Here is a 26,613-nt window from a genome sequence, read left to right as displayed (position 1 = left end):
CGACCTGGCAACCGAGTTGCCAGAAACCCTGACCCTTGGTTAAGACAAAGAGAACAAATGCTATGAAACGGATTCTTCTGGGTACTCTGTTCACCGTGGTCTCGCTGAACGCCATGGCCGAAGCGCCAGGCGGCCCGAACTGCGGTTGGGGCAACATGCTGTTCGAAGGCCAGCGCGGTACGCCGGCACACTTCCTGGCTTCCACCACCAACGGCACCTCCGGTAACGCCACCTTCGGTATGACCTCCGGCACCAACGGCTGCTCGACCAAGGCTTCGCTGACTTATGGCGGCAAGTCCTGGTTCGCCATGAATGGCATGATGAACGAGCTGTCGGAAGACATGGCCATGGGCCAGGGCGAAGCCTTGACCACCTATGCCGTGGTACTGGGTGTGGCGCCGGAAGACCGCGGCTACTTCGAGTCGGTGGCTCACCAGCATTTCAACCAGATCTTCACCAGCGCCGATGTCACGGCCGAAACCGTGCACAGCAACACCCTGGCTGTCCTGAAAACCGACCCACGCCTGGCCAAATACGCAACAGAGGCCTAAGCGCAGCTGTTCCCGCCCCAGCGCTGGGGCGGGTTTCGCCTTTCTTTCGGCATCGTCAAGAAGTAGTTGCCCGATATGCTCAAACGCCTCGCTTCCCTGGCGCTGATCGCTTGCGCCCCTGTTCATGCTGCACCGGTGCTGGACCAAGGCCGTGTCCAGCAACTGGCCAATACCCCTTACTGGATTGCCCTGGGCCATTATGAAACCGCCAAGCTAGGCGGCTGGCGCAGCTATGTGGACGACGACGCGTTCTTCCTCGCCGAGGATGGCGCGCACCACCCCGACCAGGAGCTGCAAGCCACGGTCCAGGCGCTGTACCAACCGGCCAGCCTGGGCGACAAACACGCCCAGTGCGTGTTCCCGGCGCGCACCCGCTGGCTGCGCGAGCAGCTTGATCTGCAAGACCTGCCGCAGCCGGACTGCCAGGAATTCAAGACCTGGTACCAGTCGATCGATCCGCACAGTGCGGCGCTGATCTTTCCGGCGGCCTACCTGAACAGCCCGTCATCGATGTTCGGCCACACCCTGCTGCGCATCGACCAGTCAAGCACCCGCAGCGACGACACCACGCTGCTCAGCTATGCAATCAACTTTGGCGCGTACATCGAAGGCAGCGACAACAGCATCCTGTATGCCTGGAAAGGCCTGATGGGTGGCTACCCGGGGCTGTTCGCGCTGATGCCCTACCAGGAAAAACTATCCGAATACCGCAGCCTGGAAAACCGCGACCTGTGGGAGTACCAGCTGGACCTTACCCCCGAAGAAACCGGGCGCATGGTCGAACATGTGTGGGAACTGAAGCAGATCCAGTTCGACTACTTCTTCTTCGACGAGAACTGCTCGTATCGTTTGCTGGAGCTGCTGCAGGTGGCCCGCCCCAGCCTGGACCTGACCTCGCAGTTTCCGCTGACTGCCATCCCCACCGACACGGTGAAGGCGGTGAAGCAGTCCGGCCTGGTCGCCAGCGAAACGTATCGCCCGTCACGCGAGCGCGAGCTACTGGCGCGTGCCGAGCCGCTGGACCATGACGAAAAACAGCAGGTACTGGCGGTGAGCGCCGACACCAAGCGCCTGCAAAGCGCTGAGTTCAAGGCCCTGCCCCGCGAGCGCCAAGCCCTGGTACAGGACGCCGCCTACCGCCTGGAGCGCTACCGCGCCAACGGCCAGGAACGCGACCCTGCGCGCGCCGGGCGCAGCTTCGAGTTGCTGCGGGCGATCAACAGCAACCCGCCACCACCGCTGCAGATCGAACGCCCCGGCCTGCCCGAGGATGGCCACGACTCACGCACCTGGCAGCTGGGCGTGGGCACACGTGAGGACCGTGCCTACGCCGAATACGGCCTGCGCATGGCGTACCACGATCTGAATGACAACGCCTATGGCTTCCCGCTGGGTGCGCAGATCGAGATCCTGCAGCTGAAGGTGCGCCAGTACGAAGGCAACGACTGGCAGGTGCAGCGCCTGGACCTGGCCACCATCCGCTCGCTGACACCCCGCAACGAGCTGCTCAAACCCTGGTCATGGCAAGTAGCCGGTGGCCTGGAGCGGGTGCCGGGCAAGCATGATGACGAGGTGCTGGTAAGCCACGTCAACGGTGGGGCTGGCGGTACCTGGCAATTGGCTGACGGGTTGCTGGGCTTTGCCCTGGGTACGGTGCGGGTCGAGCATCACAACGACTTCGCCCAGTTCATCGCCCCGGCGGCGGGCTTCAATGGCGGGCTGTTGTGGCGCAACGGGCTGGGCAACATGACGCTGGAGGCCAAGGGCGATTATTTCACCAATGGCGAGGTGCGGCGCAGTGTGAGCCTGAACCAGCAGTGGGAGATCAGCCAGAACCTGGGGCTGAGGTTGAGCGCTTCGCGGGAATTCAGCCACCTGGCCACGGCGCAGAACGAGGTGATGCTGGAGCTGAAGTGGTATCACTACTGAAAGTTGCCGGTTGCCTGCACGGGCCTCATCGCCGGCAAGCCAGCTCCCACAGGATAACCTCGGCCTGCCGGGCCGGTGCAGTACATGTGGGAACTGGCCGGCGATAGGGCAGGTACAGGCAACAGTGTGATCCAACCGAGTCTTTGACACTGTTTTGACACCTCCCCGACAACTCGCCACCTAGACTCTCTCTCATCAACTGGAGGGTCTTGTAGTCATGTCGCGGTACTGGTTCGGCGTGTGCATCGCGTTGTTGTTGTCAGGTTGCGAAACCACCCATCAGCAGATGGTCGAGCACGGTTACCCTCCCGCCTATGCCGACGGCTTCCAGGACGGCTGCGGCAGCGGTCGCCAGGCGGCCGGGCTGATGGTGGGCAACTTCCGCAAGGACGTGCCGCGTTACCTGCACGAACGCCAGTACGAAACCGGCTGGGATGACGGCTTCCGCCAGTGCCACGCCATGCAGAACAGCGAAGAGCAGCGCCAGTATCACGAACGCTTCTGGGACCAGCGCGACCGCGAGTGGGAGCAGGAGAAGGACCGTGGCGCCGCCAAGGCCTATCGCCACGACTGAGTCGCAAACGGACATCCGTTGAAACTGCCGGCCTGCGATCATGGTCACCTGCACAAGGAGGCCCGCCATGAGCCGAGCATTCGTCAACGAAGACCAGGCCGCCGCCCAGGCCGACCAACCGGTTGAGCGGCGTGTCAGCGAACAACCCAACTACGTGACCGCCAGCGGCCTGCGCCAGCTGCAGGAACGGGTGGCCGGGCTGAATGCCTTGCGCAGCGAACTGCAGGCGCAGGGCGAGCGTGGCGACAAGCAGCGCCTGGCCGATATCGAGCGCGACCTGCGTTACTTCAATGCGCGGTTGCAGAGCGCCCAGCGGGTGCCGGCTGCGACGTCGGGCAGCAAGGTGCAGATTGGTAGCCGGGTGCGGTTTGTCGATGCCCAGGACCAGGAGCATGTGGTGCAACTGGTGGGCGAGGATGAAGCCGATGCGGGGCGCGGGCTGATCAACTGGGGGTCGCCGCTGGGGCGGGCGTTGCTGGGTGCCGGGCCTGGGGACGAGGTGGTGTGGCGGCGGCCTGTGGGAGAGCAGGTGATAGAAGTGCTTGAGGTTTTGGGTGGAGATTGAGGTCCCAGGGGGCTGCTTTGCAGCCCATCGCGACACAAGGCCGCTCCTACAGCGGACCGCGACAGACTGACTGCTCGCGATCGCTTGTAGGAGCGGCCTTGTGTCGCGAAAGGGCCGCAAAGCGGCCCCAGGAATCGCGAATCAGACCACGCCCTGCGCCAGCATCGCATCGGCCACTTTCACGAAGCCGGCGATGTTCGCGCCTTTCACGTAGTTGATACGGCCATCGGCCTCTTCACCGTAGTGCACGCAGGCATGGTGAATCGACTGCATGATGTTGTGCAGCTTGCTGTCCACTTCACCGGCAGTCCACAGCAGGCGCATGGCGTTCTGGGACATTTCCAGGCCCGACACGGCCACGCCACCGGCGTTGGAAGCCTTGCCCGGCGCATAGAGGATGCCGGCGTCCAGGAAGATATCCACAGCCGCCAGGGTGGTCGGCATGTTGGCACCTTCGGCCACGCAGATGCAGCCATTGCGCAGCAGGGTATGGGCGTCTTCGGCGTCCAGCTCGTTCTGCGTGGCGCACGGCAGGGCGATATCGCAGGGCAGGCTCCACGGCGTCTCGCCTTTGCGGAACTCCAGGCCGAACTGCCCGGCCAGCTCGCTGATACGGCCACGCTTGACGTTTTTCAGGTCCATGACCGCATCCCACTGGGCGTCGGTCAGGCCGGCTTCGGCGTACAGGGTGCCTTCGGAGTCGGACAGCGAAATCACCTTGCCGCCCAGGTCCATGACCTTGCGCGCAGCGTACTGGGCGACATTGCCGGAACCGGAAATTGCCACCCGGCGACCGTCGATGCGCTTGTCCTGGCGCTTGAGCATTTCTTCGGCGAAGTACACGCAACCGTAGCCGGTGGCTTCCGGGCGGATCAGGCTGCCGCCGTAGGTCATGCCCTTGCCGGTCAGCACCGAAGTGAACTGGTTGGCCAGGCGCTTGTACTGGCCGAACATGAAGCCGATTTCGCGGGCACCCACGCCAATGTCACCGGCCGGTACGTCGCAGTCGGCGCCGATGTGGCGGTACAGCTCGCTCATGAACGCCTGGCAGAAGCGCATCACTTCGGCGTCGCTCTTGCCTTTCGGGTCGAAGTCCGAGCCGCCCTTGCCGCCACCCATGGGCAGCGAGGTCAGGGAGTTCTTGAATACCTGCTCGAAGGCCAGGAACTTCAGTACGCTGAGGTTCACCGACGGGTGGAAGCGCAGGCCGCCCTTGTATGGGCCGATGGCGCTGCTCATCTGGATGCGGTAGCCCCGGTTGACCTGCACCTTGCCGTGGTCATCTACCCAGGACACACGGAACAGTACCGCACGCTCGGGCTCGACCATGCGCTCGAGGATGCCCGATTGCAGGTAGTGAGGGTTGGCTTCGAGGAACGGCCACAGGGTGCGCAGCACCTCTTCCACCGCCTGGTGGAATTCGGGTTGGCCTGGGTCACGCTGCTGGAGGCGCGCAAGGAAATTGTCGACAGATTCGATCATGGTAGACATCTCACCGAAGGGTTTGGACTTATTGGTTTTTTCAGGAATGTACCAAGAAGCAATTGCACTGGAATAGGGCGAGATGTCGTTTTTTTGAAATTATTTGGTGCGTTTTATATAAGTGTATACAAAAAGACCCCCTATATAGGCGCAGGCTTGTTTCAGCCAGGCACAAAAATGGGGCCACCGTGGGCCCCATTCCTGTGCATCAGTAAACCGGCTTACTGGGCCAGTTTCTTGTGCCGTACACGGTGCGGCTGGGCAGCAGCATCGCCCAGGCGCTTCTTGCGGTCTGCTTCGTACTCGGTGTAGTTGCCCTCGAAGAACACCACGTTCGAGTCGTCTTCGTAGGCCAGGATGTGGGTAGCCACACGGTCCAGGAACCACCGGTCGTGAGAGATCACGATCGCGGCACCAGGGAAGTCCAGCAGGGCTTCTTCCAGCGAACGCAGGGTTTCGACGTCGAGGTCGTTGGACGGTTCGTCGAGCAGCAGGACGTTACCGCCCTCCTTCAGGGTCAGCGCCAGGTGCAGGCGGCCACGCTCACCACCGGACAGGTCCTTGACGAACTTCTGCTGGTCGCCACCCTTGAAGTTGAAGCGGCCAACGTACGTACGCGACGGGATCTCGTAGCTGCCGATCTTGATCATGTCGGAACCGTCGGAAACCTGCTGGAACACGGTCTTGCCACCGTCCAGGTCTTCGCGGCTCTGGTCGACGCAGGCCAGCTGCACGGTTTCGCCGATCTCGATGCTGCCCGAGTCGGGTTGCTCCTTGCCCATCAGCATGCGGAACAGGGTCGACTTACCGGCACCGTTACCGCCGATAACGCCGACGATCGCGCCTTTAGGCATGGCGAACGACAGGTTGTCGATCAGCACGCGATCGCCATAGCCCTTGGAGACGTTCTTGAACTCGATGACCTTGTCGCCCAGGCGTGGGCCGGCCGGGATGTAGATCTCGTTGGTTTCGCTGCGCTTCTGGAATTCCTGCGACTGCATTTCTTCGAAGCGTTGCAGACGGGCCTTGGATTTGGACTGGCGGGCCTTGGCGCCTTTGCGCACCCATTCCAGTTCTTCCTTCATGGCCTTTTCGTGGGCGCTCTGCTGCTTGGATTCCTGCGCCAGACGGTCCGACTTGGCTTCCAGCCAGCCCGAGTAGTTGCCTTCGTACGGGATACCGGCACCGCGGTCCAGTTCGAGGATCCAGCCGGCGACGTTGTCGAGGAAGTAACGGTCGTGGGTAATGGCTACCACGGTGCCCGGGAAGTCGTGCAGGAAGCGCTCCAGCCAGGCCACCGAGTCGGCGTCCAGGTGGTTGGTCGGTTCGTCGAGCAGCAGCATGTCGGGGGCCGACAGCAGCAGGCGGCACAGGGCCACACGACGCTTCTCGCCACCGGACAGGTGCTCGATTCGCGCATCCCAGGCCGGCAGGCGCAGGGCGTCGGCAGCGACGTCCAGCTGGCGCTCCAGGTTGTGGCCGTCGGCGGCTTGCAGGATGGACTCCAGCTTGGCCTGCTCGGCGGCCAGCTTGTCGAAGTCGGCGTCCGGGTCGGCGTAGGCGGCGTAGACCTCGTCCAGGCGCGCCTGGGCATCCTTGATCACGCTGACCGCTTCCTCGACCACTTCGCGCACAGTCTTGTTCGGGTCCAGCTGCGGTTCCTGTGGCAGGTAGCCAACGTTGATGTCGGGCATCGGACGGGCTTCGCCGTCGAATTCCTTGTCGACGCCCGCCATGATCCGCAGCAGGGTCGATTTACCGGCGCCGTTCAGGCCGAGCACGCCAATCTTGGCGCCCGGGAAGAACGACAGGGAAATGTTCTTGAGAATTTCCCGCTTCGGCGGCACGACTTTGCTCAGCCGATGCATGGTGTAGACGTATTGAGCCAAAACCAAGCCCTCTAATCAGATAGGTAAAGACATCGACGACCGCCCCGGCGCAGGGGCCAGGGGGATATGTACATGGGATGTCATTGGACAAAGACGACCATTCTACGCCAACGCACGGCGTTGCATAGGAGGTGGCGATGGTGGGCCGGGATCAGTGTGATCCCTGAAAGGAATTTGCTGCCTGTGCCGGCCCTTTCGCGGCTAAAGCCGCGAAAGGGCCGGCACAGCAACCGGGATGGCTCAGACGTGACGCTGCCTGGCCTTGCCCCGTGGCAACCGGCAACGGTCGCCCTGCTCGGCCAGGCGCGATGCCCAGGCGGATTTCACGCTGAAGCCGGCGCTGCGCGCAGGTTGCTGCTCGGCCACCTGGGCCGGCCTGGCGGCCGCAGGCGCCGTGCCGACAACCTTGGCAGCCGGCTTGCCAGCAGCCATTGCAACAGCGGGCTCTGCCGCCTGGGCGGTCTTGCGCAGTTCAGCCAGCGAAGGGGTCTTGTTCTTGCCGGCAGCCGCCGACTCGGGCTTGCTCAGCGTGCGCTGGCAGGACTTGCAGGATACGTCCTCGGTCACGGCAGTACTGACAAGGGTCTGACTGCTGCGCCCGCAGGCGGAATCGAGGCCATTGGAGGAAAAGTGAGTAACCAAAAGCGAACATCTCCGGTGCGTGGTCATTGAAGCGGCGGCTATTCTCGCACAGCTTGCAGGGGCTTGCCGAACCACCGGGCAGTCACCATCGGTCAACACGGCTGGCACTTTGCCATAATCCTAGGCATGCTAGCCCGTTTCGGGTGTCCGGCCTTATAGTGCGCCACCACGGTCCGGCAGCCAGACACCGGCACACCCCGTGCATGATCCATCCCTGCCATCGCCAGCCCAATCGCAGGTTCAACGCTTGACCAACCTTACTCATCCGTCGTCACTGCGTTCCGCGCCACAGGCGCCCGCTGCTTCGCTGCGCGGGTCGATCAAGGGTGCCCTGGCGCTGCTGGCCTTGATCCTGCTGGGGTTGCTGCTGTGGCAGCTGTTCGCCCAGTTCAACCACACCCAGGCCGACCTGCGCAAACAGAGCCTGGACGCCAGCGCCGAACTGGCCGATCACCTGAGCCTGAACATGGCGTTCAAGGCGCAACAGGCCGTGAACGTGATGCAGCCCTACGTCGATGCGCCGACGCCTGCTGCCCTGCCCAGCGTGATCCGCACCCTGCGCGAGCGCCTGCCCGCCCTGCAGAGCGTGGCCTGGCTGGACAGCGCCGGGCAGGTGCGCGCCGACAGCCTGGCCGGCAGCCCCGACCGCCAGATGCTTGACGAGTTGCTCGAACTGAAACAGGGCCGTGCGTACTTCTTCACCAATTCGGCGGATAACAGCACCCTTTACCTGCTGCTGCGCCAGTCCGCCGAACAGGGCCGCGGCTACTGGCTGCTGCGCCTGTCCCCCGACTATTACCGCGCCCTCACCGTGCACCTGGATGGCAGTGGCCACCCGCTGTGGCTGCTGGAGAACAGCCGCAGCGGCGAAGTGCTGCAGCGCCATGCGCCGGCCGACACCAGCAACGAACCGCTGCAAAGCGTGATGCTGGCCTTTATCGACAACAGCACCTGGCAGCTGCGTGGCCTGTTCGACGCCACGCTGACCCGGCAGAAGCTGCTGCCGGCATTGATCGGCAAATGTGTCCTGGTGCTGTTTTGCGCCCTGCTGCCGGTGCTGGCCCTGATCAACATGCGCCGCCGCCAGCGGGCCTTGCAGGAGGACCGCCGGCGCTACCAGGAAATTTTCGAAGGTACCGGGGTTGCCTTGTGCGTACTCGACCTGTCCAGCCTGCCCGGCCAGCTCGACCGTTACCACCTGCGCAACCGCGCCGCACTCAAGCACAGCCTGGCCCTGGACCCGAACCTGCGCCGCTCGCTGCTGCTGGAGCTGAAGATCACCGAGGTCAACCAGGTGGCGCGGCAGTTGCTGAATATCCAGTGCCACGAAGGGGCCTGGCAACGGCTGATCGATGGCAGTGGCGATGGCCGCGACAGCGTTGGCATGCAACTGATCGACGCCCTGATCGAACAACGCCCGCTGCTGGAGCTGGAAGTACGCCTGCCTGCGCCGCTGGGCGGCGAGCTGCACCTGTGGTTGATGGCGCGCCTGCCGGAACAGCGCCGCGATTACCAGGCGGTGATTCTCAGCATCAGCGACATCACCAGCCGCAAACAGGTCGAGCTGTCGCTGCTGGAGCGTGAAAGCTTCTGGTCGGACGTGGTGCGCACCGTGCCCGACCAGCTGTACGTGCAGGACGTCGCCAGCCAGCGGATGATCTTCAGCAACCGCCACCTCGGCCAGACCCTGGGCTACGACCGGACCGAGCTTGCGCAGATGGGTGAGCGCTTCTGGGAGCTGCTGCTGCACCCCGAGGACGCCGCGCACTACCAGGCCCTGCGCCAGCAACAACGCGACAGCGGCCATGACCAGCCGCTGCACTGCCAATTGCGCTTCCGCCACCGCGATGGCGGCTGGCGCTGCTACGACATCCGCGAGCAGGTCCTGACCCGCGACGCCGATGGCCTGGTAACGCGCATCATCGGCGTGGGCAAGGACGTCACGGTGCAGATCGAGGCCAGCCAGTCGCTGCGCGACAGCGAGCAGCGCTACCGCATGCTCGCCGAAAGCATCAGCGACGTGATCTTCTCCACCGACAGCCTGCTCAAGCTCAACTATGTCAGCCCTTCGGTGCAAAACGTGCTCGGCTATCAGGCCGACTGGATCTTTGCCAACGGCTGGCAGTCGATCATCGCCAACCCGGCGCAGCTCACCGGCGTCTACAGCCTGATGGAGCGCGTCAGCACGGCCATGGGCGACCCGGCCCAGCTGGCCCAGCTGCGCAGCCAGCTGCCGACCCAGCTGTTCCTGTTCGACTGCCTGCGTGCCGACGGCCGCAAGATCCCCATCGAGCTGCGCCTGGTGCTGGTATGGGACGATGACCAGCGCTTTGAAGGCGTGCTCGGGGTGGGCCGCGACATCAGCCAGCAACGCCGCGCGGAAAAAGACCTGCGCATGGCCGCAACGGTGTTCGAACACTCCACCTCGGCCATCCTCATCACTGACCCGGCCGGTTATATCGTCCAGGCCAACGAGGCGTTCAGCCGCGTCAGTGGTTATGCGGTCAGCGAGGTGCTCGACCAGCTGCCGGGCATGCTCACCGTCGATCAGCAGCAGGAAGGTCACCTGCGCTATGTGGTCAAGCAACTGCACCAGCGCGGCAGCTGGGAAGGCGAGGTATGGCTCAAGCGCCGCGATGGCGACCACTACCCGGCCTGGGTGGGCATTACTGCGGTACTGGACGACGAAGGCGACCTGGCCAGCTACGTGTGCTTCTTCACCGACATCAGCGAGCGCAAGGCCAGCGAACAGCGCATCCACCGCCTGGCCTACTACGACGCCCTCACCCACCTGCCCAACCGCACCTTGTTCCAGGACCGCCTGTACAACGCCCTGCAGCAAGCCGAGCGGCAGAGGGCCTGGGTGGTGCTGATGTTCCTCGACCTGGACCGTTTCAAGCCGATCAACGACTCCCTGGGCCATGCTGCAGGCGACCGCATGCTCAAGGACATGGCCCTGCGCCTGCTGGCCTGCGTGGACGACGACGACACCGTGGCCCGCATGGGCGGCGACGAGTTCACCCTGCTACTGCAACCGCGCCCCACCCGCGAACTGGCACTGAACCGCGCCATCCACGTGGCCGAGAGCATTCTCGGCAGCCTGGTGCGGCCGTTCGTGCTGGAGAACCGCGAGTTCTTCGTCACCGCCAGTATCGGCATCGCCCTGAGCCCGCAGGATGGCAGCGAGCTGAGCCAGCTGATGAAAAACGCCGACACCGCCATGTACCACGCCAAGGAACGCGGCAAGAACAACTTCCAGTTCTACCAGGCGGAAATGAACGCCAGTGCCCTGGAACGCCTGGAGCTGGAAAGCGACCTGCGCCATGCCATGGAGCAGAACGAGTTCATCCTCTACTACCAGCCGCAGTTCAGCGGCGACGGCAAGCGCCTGACCGGCGCCGAAGCGCTGTTGCGCTGGCGCCACCCGACCCGCGGCCTGGTGCCGCCGGGCGACTTCATCCCGGTGATCGAAGAACTGGGCCTGGTGGTGGACGTAGGCGACTGGGTGCTGCGCGAGGCCAGTCGCCAGCTCAAGGCCTGGCACAAAGCCAAGGTGCGGGTGCCAAAGGTGTCGGTGAACATCTCGGCGCGGCAGTTCTCCGATGGCCAGCTGGGCACGCGTATCGCCAACATCCTCGAGGAAAGCGGCCTGCCGCCGGCCTGCCTGGAACTGGAGCTGACCGAAAGCATCCTGATGCGCGAGGTGAACGAGGCGCTGCAGATTCTGGCCAGCCTGAAAAACCTCGGCCTGAGCATTGCGGTGGACGACTTCGGCACCGGCTACTCGTCGCTCAACTACCTCAAGCAGTTCCCCATCGACGTGCTGAAGATCGACCGCACCTTTGTCGACGGCCTGCCCGAAGGCGAACAGGATGCCCAGATTGCCCGGGCCATCATCGCCATGGCCCACAGCCTCAACCTGGCGGTAATCGCCGAGGGCGTGGAAACCCACGAGCAGCTGGAGTTCTTGCGTGAGCATGGTTGCGACGAGGTGCAGGGCTACCTGTTCGGGCGGCCGATGCCGGCCCATCAGTTCGAGGCGCAGTTCGCCAACGAGACGTTGTTCATGTTCCATTGATGCAGCCTGCACTGGCCTCATCGCCGGCAAGCCAGCTCCCACAGGATTCGCGCTGGCATTGAAGTTGATGCGGTACCTGTGGGAGCTGGCTTGCCGGCGATGGGGCGCAAAGCGCCCCCAAAAAACCGGACTTAAAAGTCAACTCGAATGCCCATCCAGCCCAGACGCGGCGCGGGATGCAACATGAGCCCCATTGGTCCGCGACTTGATGCCACTTCATATGCCAGCCGCGAATCAATCGGTTAGAATGCCCGCCTAACTCACCCCCGATCCTTGAGGACCGCCATGTTCAGCCGTGATTTGACCATTGCCAAGTACGACGCCGAGCTCTTCGAAGCCATGCAGCAAGAAGCTCTGCGCCAGGAAGAGCATATCGAGCTGATCGCTTCGGAAAACTACACCAGCCCGGCAGTCATGGAAGCTCAGGGCTCGGTCCTGACCAACAAGTACGCCGAAGGCTACCCGGGCAAGCGCTACTACGGTGGTTGCGAGTACGTCGACATCGTCGAGCAACTGGCCATCGACCGTGCCAAGGAGCTGTTCGGCGCCGACTACGCCAACGTCCAGCCGCACGCAGGCTCCCAGGCCAACGCTGCCGTCTACCTGGCCCTGCTGTCGGCTGGTGACACCATCCTGGGCATGAGCCTGGCCCACGGTGGCCACCTGACCCACGGTGCTTCCGTAAGCTCCTCGGGCAAGCTGTACAACGCCGTGCAGTACGGCATCGACGGCAACGGCCTGATCGACTACGACGAAGTCGAGCGCCTGGCTGTCGAACACAAGCCGAAGATGATCGTTGCCGGCTTCTCGGCCTACTCGCAGGTGCTGGACTTCGCCCGCTTCCGCGCCATCGCCGACAAGGTTGGTGCCTACCTGTTCGTCGACATGGCTCACGTTGCCGGCCTGGTTGCAGCTGGCGTATACCCGAACCCGGTGCCGTTCGCCGACGTGGTCACCACCACCACCCACAAGACCCTGCGCGGTCCACGTGGCGGCCTGATCCTGGCCCGTGCCAACGCCGACATCGAGAAGAAGCTGAACTCGGCGGTATTCCCGGGCGCCCAGGGCGGCCCGCTGGAGCACGTCATCGCGGCCAAGGCCATCTGCTTCAAGGAAGCCCTGCAGCCTGAGTTCAAGGCTTACCAGCAGCAAGTGGTGAAAAACGCCCAGGCCATGGCCAGCGTGTTCATCGAGCGTGGTTTCGACGTGGTTTCCGGTGGTACTGAAAACCACCTGTTCCTGCTGTCGCTGATCAAGCAGGAAATCTCCGGCAAGGACGCTGACGCCGCGCTGGGCAAAGCCTTCATCACCGTCAACAAGAACTCGGTACCTAACGACCCACGTTCGCCGTTCGTGACCTCGGGCCTGCGTTTCGGCACCCCAGCCGTGACCACCCGTGGTTTCAAGGAAACCGAGTGCAAGGAACTGGCCGGCTGGATCTGCGACATCCTGGCTGACCTGAACAACGACGCGGTGATCGACGCCGTGCGCGAGAAGGTCAAGGCCATCTGCAAGAAGCTGCCGGTTTACGGCAACTGATCGGCGCTCGCCTGATGTGAAAAAGCCCGGCCTAGTGCCGGGCTTTTTCATTGGGCTCAGGTGCAACGACGGCCTTTGTAGGAGCGGCCTTGTGTCGCGAAAGGACCGCAAAGCGGTCCCGGCGATCCCGGCGGCGAAGCTGCAATCAGGGGGCCGCTGCGCGCCCCTTTCGCGACACAAGGCCGCTCCTACAAAATTCGCGACATCCTGCTGGCAGCACGTATTACCCTGTGCCCCTTTCACACTACCGAGCACAGGCCGCACCTTGACCAGAGAGCAACTCGAAACCCGGCAGATCCCCCTCTACTTCGCGGTCGTGCTCGTCGCCATCGCCTTCGGCCTGCTGGCCAGCGACACTGCACGCCATCTCGAGGCCCTGGTCACCCCTGCCATCGCCGTACTGATGTATGCGATGTTCCTGCAAATCCCCTTCCTCGACCTGCGCCAAAACCTGGGCAATCGGCGCTTCATGGCTGCCCTGCTGCTGGTCAACTTCATCCTTGTGCCGCTGTTGGTCTGGGCTATCACCCGCGGGCTGGTCGAGCACCCGGCAATCCTCGTCGGCGCCCTGCTGGTGCTGCTTACGCCGTGCATCGACTACGTGGTGGTGTTCACCCACATCGGCAAGGGTGACTCGCGGCTGACCCTGGCTGCCACCCCCGTTCTGCTGTTGGTACAGCTGCTAATGCTGCCGGTCTACCTTGCGTTGATACTCGGTGAAAACAGCAGCGTGAGCATTTCCATCGCACCGTTTGTGGAAGCCTTCGTACTACTGATCGTGCTGCCGATGGCCCTTGCCGTATTCACCAGCGCCGGCGCCCGCCGCTACCGCGCGGTCTCGGCCTGGAACGATGCCTGGGCGTGGCTGCCGGTTCCGGCGATGGCGCTGGTGCTGCTGGTGGTGATCGCTTCGCAGGTTACCGTGGTACTGCGCGACTTCGAGCGCTTGCTGCCGGTGATTCCGGTGTACATCGGCTTCCTGCTGCTGGCACCTGTGCTGGGCCTCATCTCGGCTCGGCTGCTGCGCCTGCCGGCCACCGAGGCCCGCTCGGTGACCTTCAGTGCCGCCACGCGCAATTCACTGGTGGTGCTGCCGCTGGCGCTGGCGTTGCCAGAGGAGCTGCGCAGTTTGGCGGCGGCGGCCGTGATCACCCAAACGCTGCTGGAGCTGGTGGGCGAGCTGATCTACGTGCGCGCAGTACCACGGCTGGTACGCTGACTCACCTTGCGCCTATCAGCCGGCGCGCCAAGCCTCCCATACCACGCGCGTGGCAGCGGCGACGGGTTCGCTGCGCCATGGTGAATCCTTCTTCGCGCCATGGGTAAACACCACCAGAATCCAGGGCGCGCGGCCTTCCGGCCAGATGATCGCCACGTCGTTGGCGACGCCGTAGTCACCCGAGCCTGTCTTGTCGCCCACCACCCAGCCCTGCGGCAGGCCCGCACGGATACGGGCATCGCCCGTGGTATTGCCTTTCAACCAGGCCTGCAACTGTTCACGGCCCGCAACGGGCAGCGCGTCGGTCAGCAGCAAGCGCTGCAGGGTCGTACCCATCGCGATGGGTGTCGTGGTGTCACGCAGGTCGCCGGGTATGGCCGTGTTCAGGCCGGGCTCGTTGCGGTCGAGGCGGAAAACCGGGTCGCCCATGCTACGGGCGAAAGCCGTCAGCCCGGCGGGGCCGCCGACCTGCTCAAGCAGCAGGTTGCCTGCGGTGTTGTCGCTGTATTGCACGGTGGCGGCGCACAGTTCGGCAACGGTCATGCCCTTGCCTACGTGCTTCTCGGTGATGGGGGAATACACCACGAGCTGTTCTTTGCCGTACGGGATGCGGCGCTGCAACAGCCCTGGGTCTTTCTGGCTTTGGTGCAGGATTGCGCCTGCCAGTATGGCCTTGAAGGTACTGCAGAAAGCAAAGCGCTGTTCGGCCCGGTAGGCCAGTTGCTTGCCGGTGGCGGTGTCGAGCGCCCACAGGCCGAGAGTGACGCCCTCGGACTGCTCCAGTTGCTGCAACTGTTCAGTGACCGGGTCGGCTGCCCAAGCAGGCAAGGCCATGGCAGCGGCGCAAACAATTGCCCCCTGAAGCAGGTGGCGGCGGTGAATGGGCTGGTTCATGTCAGCTCCCACTGAAAAACGAAGGGGGAGACTAGAAGGTTTCAACCCAGATACAAAGCCACTGAAACACAATTGCCACGATCGAGGGGCTTTGGCCTGATGCCTGTCAGGCGATTCTTACATAGAGCCATTGGGGCTGCCGCGACGGGCCCTCCTTGGCCCGAACTAACGCTTACAACGCCTCCATCTCCGCGATATCCCGCGCAACCTGATCGGCAGAATGGTCGAACATCGCCTGCTCCTGCTTATCCAGCGGCAGCGCTATCACCCGCGCCAGCCCTTCTTCTGTCAGCACACACGGCACGCCCATGGCGATGCCCTTGCGCCCGTACTCACCCTCGAGAATCGCCACCGCGGGCAGAATGCGGTTTCGCCGATTGGCGATGGCATCCACCATCTGCGCAATGGCCACACCCGGCGCATCGCAGGCGCTGCCCATCTTCTTCAGGTTGAGGATCTCGCCGCCACCTTTGCGGGTGCGCTCGACAATTCGCTCGATCTGCTCACTGGACAAGAAGTGGGACAGCGGCACCGAGCCGATCTGGCAGTAGCGCATCAGCGGCACCATGCTGTCGCCATGCCCGCCCAGCACCAGCGCGGTGATATCCCGGGCAGAAAAGCCGGTTTCCTCGGCGATGAAACACTTCATGCGCGCGGTATCGAGCACGCCGGCCTGGCCGAACACCTTGTCGCGGCCCAGCCCGCTGACGCTCCAGGCGCGGTAGGTGAGCACGTCCACCGGGTTGGACACCACCAGCACCGTTGCCGCCGGCGCATGCTGTTTGATATCCGCCATGATGCCATCGAGAATCGGCAGGTTGATGCTGAGCACATCCTGACGCGACTGCCCTGGCTTGCGCGGTACCCCTGCGGTGATCACCACCATTTCAGAGCCCGCCAGCATCTCGGCCTTGGCCCCACCGGATACCCGCGTGTCGGAGCCGGATTCCACTGCAGCCTGCCACACATCCAGCGCCTTGCCCTGCGCGAGCTCGCCCTGCACGTCCATCAACACCAGTTCACGGCACAGCTCTTCGCGGGCGATGACTTGCGCCGCCGCCTCGCCGACCAGGCCGGCACCCACGATTGTTAGCTTGTTCACCTGACACCTCCCAGCGGCGCGCACCACCAGGAACACGCCTGCGTATAGAGAGAAGTATTGCTTGCCGGGGCGAAAAGGCCAGGCGTGCCCACGGGGATCGCATCAGGTGCTTGCCGCCAAAACGCGATCCCTGTAGGAGCTGGCTTGCCTGCGAAGGGCTGCGCAGCAGCCCCAACGAGCTCAAACCAGCCCCTGCCGCCCGGACCGACCTGCGCTCTCACAGCGCAACACAGGGAATACGCCGCCTATTCCGCCGGGTCCTGAGCATGATGCTCCATCACCTTCCCGCACTCCTCACTGGCCAATCGGCTGATGATGCGGATCGCCTGATGGATGCCAGCCGTGTTGCGGAAACTGAGGCGCGGGTTGTGTTCGCATTCCAGCACTTCGTCATGCTGGACCAGGGCTTCGCCTAACAGCTCCAGGGTCCAGGCATAGCTTTGGATGGTGGAAAGGCGTTCGGTGTCAGTCATGGTGTGCCTCCGATCTGTCGGAGACGGAGCGGGATCGGTCGTGAGTGAGCTCAATGAGATTCGGCGAGGCGCGCCGGCGGCGAACGAGTGCGTGGATCACGGATGGACTTGAGATAAGCATGCATGAGGCTCCAAGTTTTAGTTGGAGCTGCCACGATCCTTCCTACGGGATTGGGTGGCAGCTGTGTGTGGGGTAGGAATACCGGGAAACTTGGAAACCCGGCCAGGCCGAAGCCTGCCCACACACAGCCGCCATGACACAGCACGGCAGGCACAAAAAAAGCGCCAGCTGTGGTGCAGGGGCGCCTAGTGCGTGCGCCAAGTTTACCAACGGGTTCCTACGCCCGGTCACGGATTTTACGTGACCTGGAAATTTAGCCTCACATCTCGCGGAAGAGCAAGTATGGAAGCTGTAGGAATCGTCGCTGAATGTTGTGCGAAAGGCAGTGAACGTGCACGATCAGGGCTTTTAACTACATTTTATTGCTAATGCACATAGAAGCTGACTACAACAGTCAGGCGACTGGAAAGCGGAGGTCAAAATACGCGGGCACCATCGGCCTTGAAGCCGGAGTTCGGAAGGTGAGTCCGTCGGACGGAAAATGAAACCCTACTTCACGGCCGGTCATGGCATGCAGTTCGCGGATGGTGTGTTCGGTCAGGGCTACACCGGGCTAGACCACAGCTTTTATGTAGTCCATCGCTTTTTCGATGTTGGCGACCTCCAGCAGCTGGTCGGTACTTTCCGCTTTGCCTTCGACCTTGCTGTCGATGTACTCCGCCAGCGTAGTCTGGTTGCCCTCGATCCGTGCAGATCCCAAGCTCTCCGGCGTATAAAACAACCCTTTGAGCTGGAAGAAAACGTGCGGTGGGGTGTCGACCTCCAATCTGAGCCTGCGCAGAAACTCGAGCTCGCTCTGCACGTCGACCAGACGGGAGTCGAATGAAGGGTTCAGCAGCTGGAGATCGTGATGGGTAAAGGTTGCCATCTAAGAATTATCTCTAGCCGGAAAATTCATTATGTGGAAAAAATCAGAAAAATAGCACGAAAACATTGGGCGAAACCGCATCGCCAGATAAGCATTATCTGGAAAGTGGTGCAACCTTGAGTGGAAAATTGCTGAACGATAAGTTGAACGGTCAGGGAGGATGACGGCTTGGGCGGCAAGAAACCGGCAACAAGAAAGCCCGCACAAGACGGGCTTTCATGGGGGAGTTGCCGAAGGGGAACGGCCTTGCTATGTGGTGCCGGAGACAGGAATCGAACCTGCGACCTTCGCGTTACGAGTGCGCTGCTCTACCGACTGAGCTACACCGGCGTGTAGCGCAACGTACCACTGCTCGCACCCGTTACGCAAACCCCTGTTTCCTCGGGATTATTGCCCTACCCTCAGGCCCGCTTGCACCCGTTCGGCGCCAGGTCTTCCTCAATGTCGGTGGTGCAACTCCAGCCGGCAGGGGTGCGCGTCAGGGTCAGTGCCTTGCCGACCACGGCGGCCGGTGCGTCTACCAGCGTGCAAGCGATGCTGGCAGTGCCGTCCGACGCTTTGCCGCTGGCGGTGATCGCGCAGTGCGCGGTCGCCGGCTGGCCGCCGAGCGCGGTCACGCTGGCGACGTCCTTGCCGTCGTTCAAGCGCAAATCCATCGGGGTCTTCAGTGCGCTGATTTCCAGCAGGCCGGCCGCGGCCTTCGAGCGTGACTGGTGGTTGGTGTACATCGGTAAGGCGATGGTCGCCAGAATGCCAATGATCGCGACGACGATCATCAGTTCGATCAGGGTGATACCGCGTTGCCCTTTCATGAACGGTTTCCTTTTTCATACGCATACGTATTGGGGTCAATCGCGCCCCAACCGGCAGCGGCGCAGTAGGCCTGAACAGACACCTTTTGTCACCCCTGCCCGCTTGGGCGTCATCTTCGCTGAACTACTCTAGTGAGCATCACGGACGCGCGCCCTGGCATGGACGCGGCAAGCTGTTTCCAGGCTTGTCGCTGGGGCTATACAAGGACCTTTGCATGACTCTATCGACACTCCTCTACAGCTGGCACGGCACTGACGCCAATGGCGCGCAGGTCAGTGGCCAGGCATCCGGGCGCAGCCCGGCTTATGTGCGTGCGGGGCTGATCCGCCAGGGCATTAATGTCGCCAGCCTGCGCCCGGCCGGCGGGTTTGCGTTCAGTTTGCCCAAGCGGCGAGGGAAAGCCGACCCGGCGGGTTTCAGCCGGCAGTTGGCGACATTGCTGAAGGCGGGTGTGCCGTTGTTGCAGGCGTTCGAAGTGATGGGGCGCAGTGGCTGCGATGCAGCACAGGCGGCATTGCTGGATAGATTGAAACAGGATGTGGCCTCGGGCCTGGGGCTGGCAGATGCGTTGCAGCGCCATCCGGCGTGGTTCGATGCGCTGTATTGCAACCTTGTACGGGTAGGCGAGCAGTCCGGCACGCTGGACCGGCAGCTGGAGCAACTGGCGGGGATGCTTGAACAGCGTGGGGCGCTGCACAAGAAGGTGCGCAAGGCGATGGTCTACCCGCTGCTGCTGTTGCTGACGGGGCTGGGGGTGGCGGCGGTCTTGTTGCTGGAGGTGATCCCGCAGTTTGAAAACATGTTCGCCGGCATGGGCGCGGCTTTGCCGGCATTTACCCAGTGGGTGATCGACTTGTCCACAGGGCTGAGCCGGTCTGCGCCGTTGTTGTTGCTGATGGCTGTGACGGTGGGTGTGACCGTGCGCCAGCTCTACCGGCAGCATGCATCAGCGCGCCTGTGGATATCTCGACGGGTGTTGGCGTTGCCGGTGTTCGGCAAGCTGCTGGGGCAGGCGGCGCTGGCGCGCTTTGCGCGCAGCCTGGCGACGTCTTATGGCGCTGGTGTGCCTTTGCTGGATGCGTTGGGCACGGTGGCCAAGGTGTGCGGCGGCGACTTGCATGAGCAGGCGGTGCTGCGGCTGCGCCAGGGCATGGCCAATGGGCAGGGACTGAACCAGGCGATGGCCGGTGAACCGCTGTTTCCGCCGTTGCTGGTGCAACTGACGGGCATCGGTGAATCCAGCGGTACGCTGGACCTGATGCTGGAGAAGGCCGCCAGCCATTACGAGGAACAGGTCAGCCAGGCACTGGACCAGTTGACCAGCCTGCTGGAGCCAGCCATCGTGCTGATCCTGGGCGTGCTGGTGGGCGGCCTGGTAGTGGCGATGTACATGCCGATCTTCCAGCTGGGTAGTTTGATCTGAACATGACTTCATGGATTTTTTTGGCTGAGCAGCCGGCGTACTTCCTGACCTTGGCCACGGTGCTGGGGCTGCTGGTGGGCAGTTTTCTCAACGTGGTGGTGTATCGCCTGCCGATCATGCTGGAGCGGCAATGGCAGCGGGAAGCGCAGGAGGTGCTAGGGCTGCCGGTTGCGCAACACGCACGCTTCGACCTGTGCCTGCCCGCGTCGCGCTGCCCGCATTGCGCGCATCAGATTCGCGCGTGGGAGAACATTCCGGTCATCAGCTACCTGGCCTTGCGTGGCCGCTGTTCATCGTGCAAAGCCCGCATCAGCCTGCGCTACCCGTTGGTGGAGGTGGCCAGCGCCCTGCTTTCACTGCTGGTGGCCTGGCGTTTTGGCGCCTCGGCCGAGGCCTTGCTGGCCCTGCCGCTGACCTGGTGCCTGCTGGCCTTGAGCCTGGTCGATGCCGAGCATCAGCTGTTGCCGGACGTGCTGGTGTTGCCGATGGTGTGGCTGGGGCTGATCGTGAACGCCTTTGGCATTTATGCACCGCTGACCGATGCGCTGTGGGGCGCGGTGGCCGGCTACCTGAGCCTGTGGACCGTTTACTGGGTGTTCAAGCTGATCACCGGCAAGGAAGGCATGGGCTACGGCGACTTCAAGCTGATGGCGCTGATCGGGGCTTGGGGCGGCTGGCAGGTGTTGCCGTTGACACTGCTGCTGTCGTCAGTGGTCGGAGCACTGGTTGGCCTGTGCCTGCTGCGTTTGCGCCGGCACCAGATGGGCGCGGCGATGCCGTTCGGGCCTTATCTGGCGATTGCGGGGTGGATTGCTGTGCTCTGGGGTGATGAAATATACGCCTCTTACCTGCAACTGCTTGGATTCTGATGACCACTGCAGCCTTTACCCCCTGGATTCTCGGGCTTACCGGCGGCATCGGCAGCGGCAAAAGCGCTGCTGCCGAGCGCTTCGTCGAGCTTGGCGTGCACCTGGTCGATGCCGACCAGGCCGCGCGCTGGGTGGTCGAACCCGGCCGGCCGGCCCTGGCCAGCATCGTCGAGCGCTTCGGCCCTGGTGTGCTGCAGGCGGACGGCCAGCTTGATCGCGCGGCCCTGCGCCAGCTGATTTTCGCCGACCCGGCGCAGCGCAAATGGCTGGAGCAATTGCTGCACCCGCTGATCGGGCAGGAGATTTTCAGCTACCTGGCCAAGGCCCAGTCGCCTTATGCGGTGTATGTGTCGCCGCTGCTGATCGAGTCGGGGCAATACCAGAAGACCCAGCGGGTGCTGGTGATCGACGCGCCGCAAGAGTTGCAGGTGGCGCGTACACTGGCGCGGGACAACACCAGTGCCGAGCAGGTGCAGGCGATTCTGGGGGCCCAGCTGGCCCGGGAAGAACGCCTGCGCCATGCCGATGATGTGGTGGTCAATGACGGCGACCTGGCCGCGTTGCATCAGCAGATCGACACCCTGCATCACTTTTACCTGACTTTACGAGGAGGCCAGCCATGAGCCAGCCATTGACCGTCGACTGCCCGACCTGTGGCGCACCTGTGGAATGGAACGATAACAACACATTCCGGCCGTTTTGCTCGGACCGCTGCAAGCTGATCGACCTGGGGGCCTGGGCGGCGGAAGAGCACAAGATTCCGGGGGCGGAAGAGTCCGAGGATGAGCTGTATTCGGGGGACCTGGAGCCGCGGCACTGATCCGGTAGCAGGTTGGCTGGGCCGGCCTCTTCGCGGCGATCCGATTTACCCGCGAAAGGGGCGGCACAGCCAACACTTATCTATCGCTCATCTTCCTTCCACGGCGCCTGCAAATAACGCGTACGGTTGAAGGTTTCCAGCCACTCCGGGCAAAACACCACCAGCGCGCTGATCACCATGCCGTTGATGAACGCTTCGGGGAACATCATCAGCCACAGGTAGCCGACAAAGTCGCTGAGCCATTCCGGCATGGCGAAACGCCCATCCAGCCACAACACCCCCAGCCCGGCCAGCAGGCAAGCCAGCACCGTCAGCGCAGCGGGGAAAAAGCCTGAACAGAAGATATAGACGAACAGGTTGCGCGGCTGGGCGCGCTCGACCAGCAGGGCACATGCTTCGGTGATCAGTACCGGCAGGCCCACCAGCAACAGCCCGTTCACCCCAAGTGCCGCGAGGTCCTGGCGACCCAGCGCCAGCAGGCCTAGCTGGGCCATGAACCCACCCAGCACCGCCAGCGGCCAGTCCAGCAGTAGCGTGACTGCTGTCATGCCAATGAAGTGATAGGAAACGCCGGTATCGAAATCGCGCCTGACCAGCCACAGGGCAAACAGGCAGAACACCGTGCCAAACAGCAGATGCTGGCGGCGCCGGTCGGTGAACAATTCCACCCAGCGGGCGCGGCTGGCCGCCCAGACCAGCAAGGGCACGTAGCCAAGCCAGCCAAGGGCAAGGCTGGTGTCGGACAACACCTGTGCGCTGATCACCGGACGCAATGCCCCTTTCAACCCTGTGGATAAAGCTGAGTCTACACCCATTCTCCGTTTCTTCCGGCTGCGGTAGGCTGGCGCATCATTCGATGCAGGGAGCATTGGCAATGCCTGAAGGAATCAACCCTGCGCTGCTGTTGGCCGCAGCGCTCAACGCTTTTATCGGCATTTTGCACCTGGCGATCATCGCCGTGGGGCCACGCTGGTACCGGTTGTTCGGCGCCGGCGAGCACATGGCCGTGGCCGCCGAAAAAGGCCGCTGGTACCCCGCGCTGATCACGACCGCCATCGCCGCTGTACTGCTGCTCTGGTCGGCGTATGCGTTGTCCGCTGCCGGGGCGATTGCCAGGCTGCCGTTGCTGCTGCCGGCCCTTTGCCTGATTACCCTGGTGTATCTGGCCCGCGGCCTGCTGGGGCCGAAGTTGCTGGCAGGGACTGGCCGCTCACAGCGGTTTATCGTGGTCAGTTCGCTGATCTGCCTGGGCTTTGGCCTGGTGCATCTGTTCGGGCTGGTTCAGCAGTGGTCGGCACTCACCTGAATATTGCGCACAAACAGCATCTTACCGTCATCGATTAGCGACTAAGCTTGTGGGCATGGATGACTCAGACTATTTGCGCCTGCTTACCATCCAGGCGGAACAAGCCAATGCCTTTCTCTCCAACGCCCGCAAGTGGGAGCGGGAGCGTTGGGTGTGCCAGCGCCTGTTGCAAGGGCTGAACATCCCCTACCGCAGCGAGGACTTCACCCCGGCAGGCCAGGAGCCACCCGACGTGCTGTTCCGCGATGCCGCCTTCGAGGTGTTTTTCGTGCTCGACGAGGGCCGCCGGCTGAACGATGAATGGCGCGAAGAGCTGCAGCGCCGGCGCAGCGCGTTCTCGTTGGCGCAACTGGTGCGCCGCGAAGCCCGCCCGCGGCGCATCAGTGCCACCGAACTGCTGGGGCGCCTGGCACCGACCCTGCGCAAGAAGGCGCACAACTATCGGGAACGCGGGCTGGAGCTGAACGAGCTGGACATCATTGCCTTCTCAAGCCTGAAGCGCGAAGTGCTCGACCTGAACACCCACTTCCCGCCGCCCACCGAATACCTGCGCCAGGGCTGGCGTTCGCTGTCACTGGTCGGGCCAACCTTTGCCCGGGTGCTGTTCGCCCACCCCGATGCCCCGGATTTTCTGCGCGGCAACCTGGGCCGCAGCATCGTGTTCGACGTGGGCATCAGTCTTTGATCCACTGCACCGAATGTTTGCGATGGCGTACACTCGGCGCAAGAGATAGAAAGCATTATCATTTGTTTCAAGCGCTTGCCCGAACGCTGTAGCGTTTGGGCAGTCTCTAACGTCTACCTGACGAGGCCCCACCATGACCAGCCGCCTGAATCCAGAAGATCAGCGTCGCGTCGATGAGTATCTGCGAGCCCCCCAGCACCAAGTCGAGCGCAGGCCCTTCCGGCCGTGGCTGCTCCTTGCGCTGGTGGTGGCCGTGACCATCGGGTTGGGTCTCATCAGCCGCCTGCTCAGTGGACTGGTGCTATGAGCTGCTTCGCGCTCGCCCACCCCTCGTGCAGTTTGCGGCCGGCCCCCAGGGCCAAGCATTCCGTAAACCTTATGAGATATCCCCATGACTCATCGCATCGTGATTGTCGGCGGCGGCGCCGGCGGCCTGGAACTGGCGACCCGCCTGGGTAAAACCCTGGGCAAGCGCAAGCAGGCCGAAATCACCCTGGTCGACGCCAACCTCACGCACATCTGGAAGCCGCTGCTGCACGAAGTGGCGGCCGGCTCGCTGAACTCCTCGGAAGACGAACTGAACTACGTGGCCCAGGCCAAGTGGAACCACTTCAACTTCCAGCTGGGGCGCATGAGCGGCCTGGACCGTGAAGGCAAGCAGATCCAGCTGGCCGCCACCCTCGATGAGGATGGCCGCGAGCTGCTGCCTGCGCGCACCCTGGGTTACGACACCCTGGTCATCGCCGTGGGCAGCAACACCAACGACTTCGGCACCTTGGGCGCGGCGCAGCACTGCCTGTTCCTCGACACCCGCAAGCAGGCCGAGCGCTTCCATCAGCAGCTGCTAAATCACTACCTGCGCGCCCACGCCGGCGATGTGGCCAGCGAGCAGATCAGCGTGGCCATCGTTGGCGCCGGCGCCACCGGTGTCGAGCTGGCAGCGGAGCTGCACCATGCGGCCCACGAACTGGCGGCCTATGGCCTGGACCGCATCCAGCCCAAGGACATGCACATCACCATCATCGAAGCGGGCCCGCGTGTGCTGCCCGCGCTGCCAGAGCGCATCAGCGTGCCGGTGCACAAGACCCTGGAAAAACTCGGGGTCAAGGTGCTGACCAACGCTGCGGTCAGCGAAGTGACCGAGGATGGCCTGAAGACCCAAGACGGTCAGCTGATCCAGGCCAGCCTGAAGGTGTGGGCGGCCGGTATCCGGGCGCCGGGCTTTCTCAAGGACATCGATGGCCTGGAAACCAACCGCATCAACCAGCTGGTGGTACGCCCTACCCTGCAGACCACCCGCGATGACAACATCTTCGCTTTCGGTGACTGCGCCGCCTGCCCGCAACCGGGCAGTGATCGTAATGTGCCGCCACGCGCACAGGCAGCGCACCAGCAGGCTTCGATGCTGGCGCAGAGCCTGAAGGCGCGACTGGAGAACAAACCGCTGCCGACTTACGCGTACAAGGACTACGGCTCGCTGGTGTCGCTTTCGCGTTTCTCGGCAGTGGGCAACCTGATGGGTAACCTGATGGGCAGCGTGAAGCTGGAGGGCTGGCTGGCGCGGATGTTCTACGTGTCGCTGTACCGCATGCACCAGATGGCGTTGTACGGGTTCTTCCGCACGGCGTTGATGATGCTGGGCAGCAAGATTGGCCGGGGCACCGAGCCGCGCCTGAAACTGCACTGACAGGCATGCCACAGAGGTTGCCTGTGCTGGCCTGATCGCCGGCAAGCCAGCTCCCACAGGGATTGCACAAGGCTCAACGCCTTTGCATTCCCTGGTAGGCGCGGGTTTACCCGCGAATGCGATAGTGGCCCTACAGCCGAATTCGCGGGCCGCTCCTACAAGGGGTGACGGTGTAGCAAAAAGCGCCCGGGAAGATCTGCACCGAAGGGTGCATTTTTTTGGGGCAAAAGAAAAAGGGCATCTCATACGAGATGCCCTTGTTTCATGGTGGGTCGTGTAGGATTCGAACCTACGACCAATTGGTTAAAAGCCAACTGCTCTACCAACTGAGCTAACGACCCAAAAATGGTCGGGGTGAGGGGATTCGAACTCCTGACATCCTGCTCCCAAAGCAGGCGCGCTACCGGACTGCGCTACACCCCGGGTCTTTCAAAAAAAAGGGCATCTCTTTGAGATGCCCTTTTTAACATGGTGGGTCGTGTAGGATTCGAACCTACGACCAATTGGTTAAAAGCCAACTGCTCTACCAACTGAGCTAACGACCCGGAAAATGGTCGGGGTGAGGGGATTCGAACTCCTGACATCCTGCTCCCAAAGCAGGCGCGCTACCGGACTGCGCTACACCCCGAGATGGCTCCGCGACCTGGACTCGAACCAGGGACCCAATGATTAACAGTCATTTGCTCTACCGACTGAGCTATCGCGGAACTGAACTTCGGTACATCTTTACTGCTTCGAAGTCTGTGTTAGCTTCGAACTCTTCAGCTTCTTAGCTTTCGCTTTGTCGCTGCTGAGGCCGGCTATTCTACATTCTTCGTTTTGCTTGTCAACCCCTTTTTTTCATTCAACTTACTGATTTGTAAGTTGTTTTGCGGTCACCTATGTTGCTGGTGATTCGCTTAGTGGCTGACAACGCGGCGTATATTAGGGGGACCCGTTTTAGGATGCAAGCAGAAATTTCAAAAATTTCAGCGGGTTACCCGGCAAGTCCGCAAAGGCCCGGAATTGCTGGGGCTGTGAGGGCCCTATCGCCGGCAAGCCAGCTGCCACATTGCCCTCCACAGCCTTCGAAAGCGGTGCTGAA

23 protein-coding genes, 6 tRNA genes and 1 pseudogene are annotated in these 26,613 nt (G+C 62.8%); 15 read left to right on the top strand and 15 right to left on the bottom strand.

The genetic code is table 11. The features are described 5' to 3' along the window. The first annotated feature begins 62 nt into the window (after positions 1–62). The 4 genes from AC5O5R_RS03330 (at position 63) to AC5O5R_RS03315 (ending at position 3,619) form a co-directional block, all read left to right on the top strand. Complete coding sequence (locus AC5O5R_RS03330) at positions 63–551, top strand: DUF3015 domain-containing protein (RefSeq protein WP_172233007.1); 489 nt, start codon at positions 63–65, stop codon at positions 549–551. 75 nt (positions 552–626) lie between these two features. Beyond that, positions 627–2,480, top strand: coding sequence for an Lnb N-terminal periplasmic domain-containing protein (locus AC5O5R_RS03325; protein WP_494514956.1), 1,854 nt, complete (start codon positions 627–629; stop codon positions 2,478–2,480). A gap of 217 nt (positions 2,481–2,697) precedes the next feature. Next, positions 2,698–3,054: a hypothetical protein gene (locus AC5O5R_RS03320; protein WP_172232173.1), complete on the top strand. Its 357-nt coding sequence runs from the start codon at positions 2,698–2,700 to the stop codon at positions 3,052–3,054. Between the two features lie 67 nt (positions 3,055–3,121). Continuing rightward, positions 3,122–3,619, top strand: coding sequence for a GreA/GreB family elongation factor (locus AC5O5R_RS03315; RefSeq protein ID WP_172232170.1), 498 nt, complete (start codon positions 3,122–3,124; stop codon positions 3,617–3,619). A gap of 141 nt (positions 3,620–3,760) precedes the next feature. On the opposite strand, the gene gdhA is transcribed toward AC5O5R_RS03315, so the two are convergent. The 3 genes from gdhA to AC5O5R_RS03300 form a co-directional block, all read right to left on the bottom strand. Next, a complete protein-coding gene (gene gdhA / locus AC5O5R_RS03310) occupies positions 3,761–5,101 on the bottom strand; it encodes an NADP-specific glutamate dehydrogenase (RefSeq protein WP_172232167.1) in 1,341 nt (446 codons plus the stop codon). Positions 5,102–5,322: 221 nt separating this feature from the next. Then, a complete protein-coding gene (gene ettA, locus AC5O5R_RS03305) occupies positions 5,323–6,990 on the bottom strand; it encodes an energy-dependent translational throttle protein EttA (RefSeq protein WP_172288127.1) in 1,668 nt (555 codons plus the stop codon). Positions 6,991–7,230: 240 nt separating this feature from the next. Further along, positions 7,231–7,632, bottom strand: coding sequence for a hypothetical protein (locus tag AC5O5R_RS03300; RefSeq protein WP_172229227.1), 402 nt, complete (start codon positions 7,630–7,632; stop codon positions 7,231–7,233). 247 nt (positions 7,633–7,879) lie between these two features. Here AC5O5R_RS03300 and AC5O5R_RS03295 point away from each other — a divergent pair, with 247 nt between their 5' ends. The 3 genes from AC5O5R_RS03295 (at position 7,880) to AC5O5R_RS03285 (ending at position 14,468) form a co-directional block, all read left to right on the top strand. Continuing rightward, positions 7,880–11,710: a sensor domain-containing protein gene (locus tag AC5O5R_RS03295; protein ID WP_494514955.1), complete on the top strand. Its 3,831-nt coding sequence runs from the start codon at positions 7,880–7,882 to the stop codon at positions 11,708–11,710. A 285-nt stretch (positions 11,711–11,995) separates the two neighbouring features. Next, positions 11,996–13,249, top strand: a complete 1,254-nt coding sequence (glyA, locus tag AC5O5R_RS03290; RefSeq protein WP_172229231.1) for a serine hydroxymethyltransferase — start codon at positions 11,996–11,998, stop codon at positions 13,247–13,249. 265 nt (positions 13,250–13,514) lie between these two features. Beyond that, positions 13,515–14,468, top strand: coding sequence for an arsenic resistance protein (locus AC5O5R_RS03285; RefSeq protein WP_494514954.1), 954 nt, complete (start codon positions 13,515–13,517; stop codon positions 14,466–14,468). 15 nt (positions 14,469–14,483) lie between these two features. Here AC5O5R_RS03285 and bla read toward each other — a convergent pair whose 3' ends face one another. The 6 genes and pseudogenes from bla to AC5O5R_RS03255 form a co-directional block, all read right to left on the bottom strand. Then, positions 14,484–15,362, bottom strand: a complete 879-nt coding sequence (gene bla / locus AC5O5R_RS03280; protein ID WP_172231964.1) for a class A beta-lactamase — start codon at positions 15,360–15,362, stop codon at positions 14,484–14,486. Positions 15,363–15,534: 172 nt separating this feature from the next. Continuing rightward, a complete protein-coding gene (locus AC5O5R_RS03275; protein ID WP_172231967.1) occupies positions 15,535–16,464 on the bottom strand; it encodes a malate dehydrogenase in 930 nt (309 codons plus the stop codon). Positions 16,465–16,709: 245 nt separating this feature from the next. After that, a complete protein-coding gene (locus AC5O5R_RS03270; RefSeq protein WP_494514953.1) occupies positions 16,710–16,937 on the bottom strand; it encodes a hypothetical protein in 228 nt (75 codons plus the stop codon). 677 nt (positions 16,938–17,614) lie between these two features. Continuing rightward, positions 17,615–17,926 (bottom strand): annotated as a pseudogene (locus AC5O5R_RS03265) (Fic/DOC family N-terminal domain-containing protein); the annotation flags it as partial. Positions 17,927–18,180: 254 nt separating this feature from the next. Then, positions 18,181–18,256: transfer RNA gene (locus tag AC5O5R_RS03260), tRNA-Thr, on the bottom strand. Between the two features lie 71 nt (positions 18,257–18,327). Continuing rightward, on the bottom strand, positions 18,328–18,738 hold the full coding sequence (locus tag AC5O5R_RS03255) for a pilin (RefSeq protein WP_172232097.1): 411 nt from the start codon (positions 18,736–18,738) through the stop codon (positions 18,328–18,330). A gap of 215 nt (positions 18,739–18,953) precedes the next feature. On the opposite strand from AC5O5R_RS03255, the gene AC5O5R_RS03250 reads away from it, so the two are divergent. Genes AC5O5R_RS03250 through yacG form a run of 4 tightly spaced genes read left to right on the top strand, consistent with a single transcriptional unit; the run spans position 18,954 to position 21,851 of the window. After that, positions 18,954–20,162, top strand: coding sequence for a type II secretion system F family protein (locus AC5O5R_RS03250; protein ID WP_172232100.1), 1,209 nt, complete (start codon positions 18,954–18,956; stop codon positions 20,160–20,162). A 2-nt stretch (positions 20,163–20,164) separates the two neighbouring features. Further along, positions 20,165–21,031 carry a prepilin peptidase gene (locus AC5O5R_RS03245; protein ID WP_172232103.1) on the top strand — a complete coding sequence of 289 codons (867 nt, stop codon included), beginning with the start codon at positions 20,165–20,167 and terminating at the stop codon, positions 21,029–21,031. Beyond that, positions 21,031–21,654, top strand: a complete 624-nt coding sequence (gene coaE, locus AC5O5R_RS03240) for a dephospho-CoA kinase (RefSeq protein ID WP_172232106.1) — start codon at positions 21,031–21,033, stop codon at positions 21,652–21,654. Before AC5O5R_RS03245 ends, coaE begins: the two co-directional genes overlap by 1 nt. Then, the gene (gene yacG, locus AC5O5R_RS03235; RefSeq protein ID WP_172228568.1) at positions 21,651–21,851 is read left to right on the top strand and encodes a DNA gyrase inhibitor YacG; all 201 of its coding nucleotides are present in this window, start codon (positions 21,651–21,653) and stop codon (positions 21,849–21,851) included. The genes coaE and yacG overlap by 4 nt, the downstream gene beginning before the upstream one ends. 80 nt (positions 21,852–21,931) lie before the next feature. On the opposite strand, the gene AC5O5R_RS03230 is transcribed toward yacG, so the two are convergent. Further along, positions 21,932–22,666 carry an energy-coupling factor ABC transporter permease gene (locus AC5O5R_RS03230; RefSeq protein WP_172228570.1) on the bottom strand — a complete coding sequence of 245 codons (735 nt, stop codon included), beginning with the start codon at positions 22,664–22,666 and terminating at the stop codon, positions 21,932–21,934. A gap of 59 nt (positions 22,667–22,725) precedes the next feature. Between AC5O5R_RS03230 and AC5O5R_RS03225 the strand changes: the two genes are divergently transcribed. From AC5O5R_RS03225 to AC5O5R_RS03210, 4 genes are all read left to right on the top strand, one after another. Further along, positions 22,726–23,157 carry a hypothetical protein gene (locus AC5O5R_RS03225; RefSeq protein ID WP_172228572.1) on the top strand — a complete coding sequence of 144 codons (432 nt, stop codon included), beginning with the start codon at positions 22,726–22,728 and terminating at the stop codon, positions 23,155–23,157. 55 nt (positions 23,158–23,212) lie between these two features. Then, a complete protein-coding gene (locus AC5O5R_RS03220) occupies positions 23,213–23,842 on the top strand; it encodes a DUF1780 domain-containing protein (RefSeq protein WP_003247546.1) in 630 nt (209 codons plus the stop codon). 133 nt (positions 23,843–23,975) lie between these two features. Further along, the gene (locus AC5O5R_RS03215) at positions 23,976–24,149 is read left to right on the top strand and encodes a DUF3094 domain-containing protein (protein ID WP_144170447.1); all 174 of its coding nucleotides are present in this window, start codon (positions 23,976–23,978) and stop codon (positions 24,147–24,149) included. Between the two features lie 84 nt (positions 24,150–24,233). Next, positions 24,234–25,529 (top strand): NAD(P)/FAD-dependent oxidoreductase, encoded by a 1,296-nt coding sequence (locus AC5O5R_RS03210; RefSeq protein WP_172228574.1) that lies wholly within the window; start codon positions 24,234–24,236, stop codon positions 25,527–25,529. A 265-nt stretch (positions 25,530–25,794) separates the two neighbouring features. Here AC5O5R_RS03210 and AC5O5R_RS03205 read toward each other — a convergent pair. From AC5O5R_RS03205 to AC5O5R_RS03185, 5 genes are all read right to left on the bottom strand, one after another. Next, positions 25,795–25,870: transfer RNA gene (locus AC5O5R_RS03205), tRNA-Lys, on the bottom strand. Positions 25,871–25,875: 5 nt separating this feature from the next. Then, a tRNA-Pro gene (locus AC5O5R_RS03200) sits at positions 25,876–25,952 on the bottom strand. Positions 25,953–25,998: 46 nt separating this feature from the next. Then, positions 25,999–26,074 (bottom strand) — tRNA-Lys (locus AC5O5R_RS03195). A gap of 6 nt (positions 26,075–26,080) precedes the next feature. Beyond that, positions 26,081–26,157: transfer RNA gene (locus tag AC5O5R_RS03190), tRNA-Pro, on the bottom strand. Between the two features lie 3 nt (positions 26,158–26,160). After that, positions 26,161–26,236 (bottom strand) — tRNA-Asn (locus AC5O5R_RS03185). Positions 26,237–26,613 lie beyond the last annotated feature (377 nt).

This window comes from Pseudomonas sp. 8_5_2, from assembly GCF_059295255.1.
The sequence above is the reverse complement of the archived record's forward strand: the minus strand, read 5'-3'. Positions and strand labels throughout refer to the sequence as shown.

Bases quoted from the DNA above. Each gene is read 5' to 3' on its own strand.
- AC5O5R_RS03225 (WP_172228572.1), top strand. From the start codon at position 22,726: ATGCCTGAAGGAATCAACCCTGCGCTGCTGTTGGCCGCAGCGCTCAAC.
- coaE (WP_172232106.1), top strand. From the start codon at position 21,031: ATGACCACTGCAGCCTTTACCCCCTGGATTCTCGGGCTTACCGGCGGC.
- AC5O5R_RS03215 (WP_144170447.1), top strand. From the start codon at position 23,976: ATGACCAGCCGCCTGAATCCAGAAGATCAGCGTCGCGTCGATGAGTAT.
- AC5O5R_RS03255 (WP_172232097.1), bottom strand. From the start codon at position 18,738: ATGAAAGGGCAACGCGGTATCACCCTGATCGAACTGATGATCGTCGTC.
- bla (WP_172231964.1), bottom strand. From the start codon at position 15,362: ATGAACCAGCCCATTCACCGCCGCCACCTGCTTCAGGGGGCAATTGTT.
- AC5O5R_RS03315 (WP_172232170.1), top strand. From the start codon at position 3,122: ATGAGCCGAGCATTCGTCAACGAAGACCAGGCCGCCGCCCAGGCCGAC.
- AC5O5R_RS03230 (WP_172228570.1), bottom strand. From the start codon at position 22,666: ATGGGTGTAGACTCAGCTTTATCCACAGGGTTGAAAGGGGCATTGCGT.
- gdhA (WP_172232167.1), bottom strand. From the start codon at position 5,101: ATGATCGAATCTGTCGACAATTTCCTTGCGCGCCTCCAGCAGCGTGAC.
- glyA (WP_172229231.1), top strand. From the start codon at position 11,996: ATGTTCAGCCGTGATTTGACCATTGCCAAGTACGACGCCGAGCTCTTC.
- AC5O5R_RS03210 (WP_172228574.1), top strand. From the start codon at position 24,234: ATGACTCATCGCATCGTGATTGTCGGCGGCGGCGCCGGCGGCCTGGAA.
- AC5O5R_RS03270 (WP_494514953.1), bottom strand. From the start codon at position 16,937: ATGACTGACACCGAACGCCTTTCCACCATCCAAAGCTATGCCTGGACC.
- AC5O5R_RS03250 (WP_172232100.1), top strand. From the start codon at position 18,954: ATGACTCTATCGACACTCCTCTACAGCTGGCACGGCACTGACGCCAAT.
- AC5O5R_RS03320 (WP_172232173.1), top strand. From the start codon at position 2,698: ATGTCGCGGTACTGGTTCGGCGTGTGCATCGCGTTGTTGTTGTCAGGT.
- AC5O5R_RS03330 (WP_172233007.1), top strand. From the start codon at position 63: ATGAAACGGATTCTTCTGGGTACTCTGTTCACCGTGGTCTCGCTGAAC.
- AC5O5R_RS03325 (WP_494514956.1), top strand. From the start codon at position 627: ATGCTCAAACGCCTCGCTTCCCTGGCGCTGATCGCTTGCGCCCCTGTT.
- yacG (WP_172228568.1), top strand. From the start codon at position 21,651: ATGAGCCAGCCATTGACCGTCGACTGCCCGACCTGTGGCGCACCTGTG.
- AC5O5R_RS03245 (WP_172232103.1), top strand. From the start codon at position 20,165: ATGACTTCATGGATTTTTTTGGCTGAGCAGCCGGCGTACTTCCTGACC.
- AC5O5R_RS03220 (WP_003247546.1), top strand. From the start codon at position 23,213: ATGGATGACTCAGACTATTTGCGCCTGCTTACCATCCAGGCGGAACAA.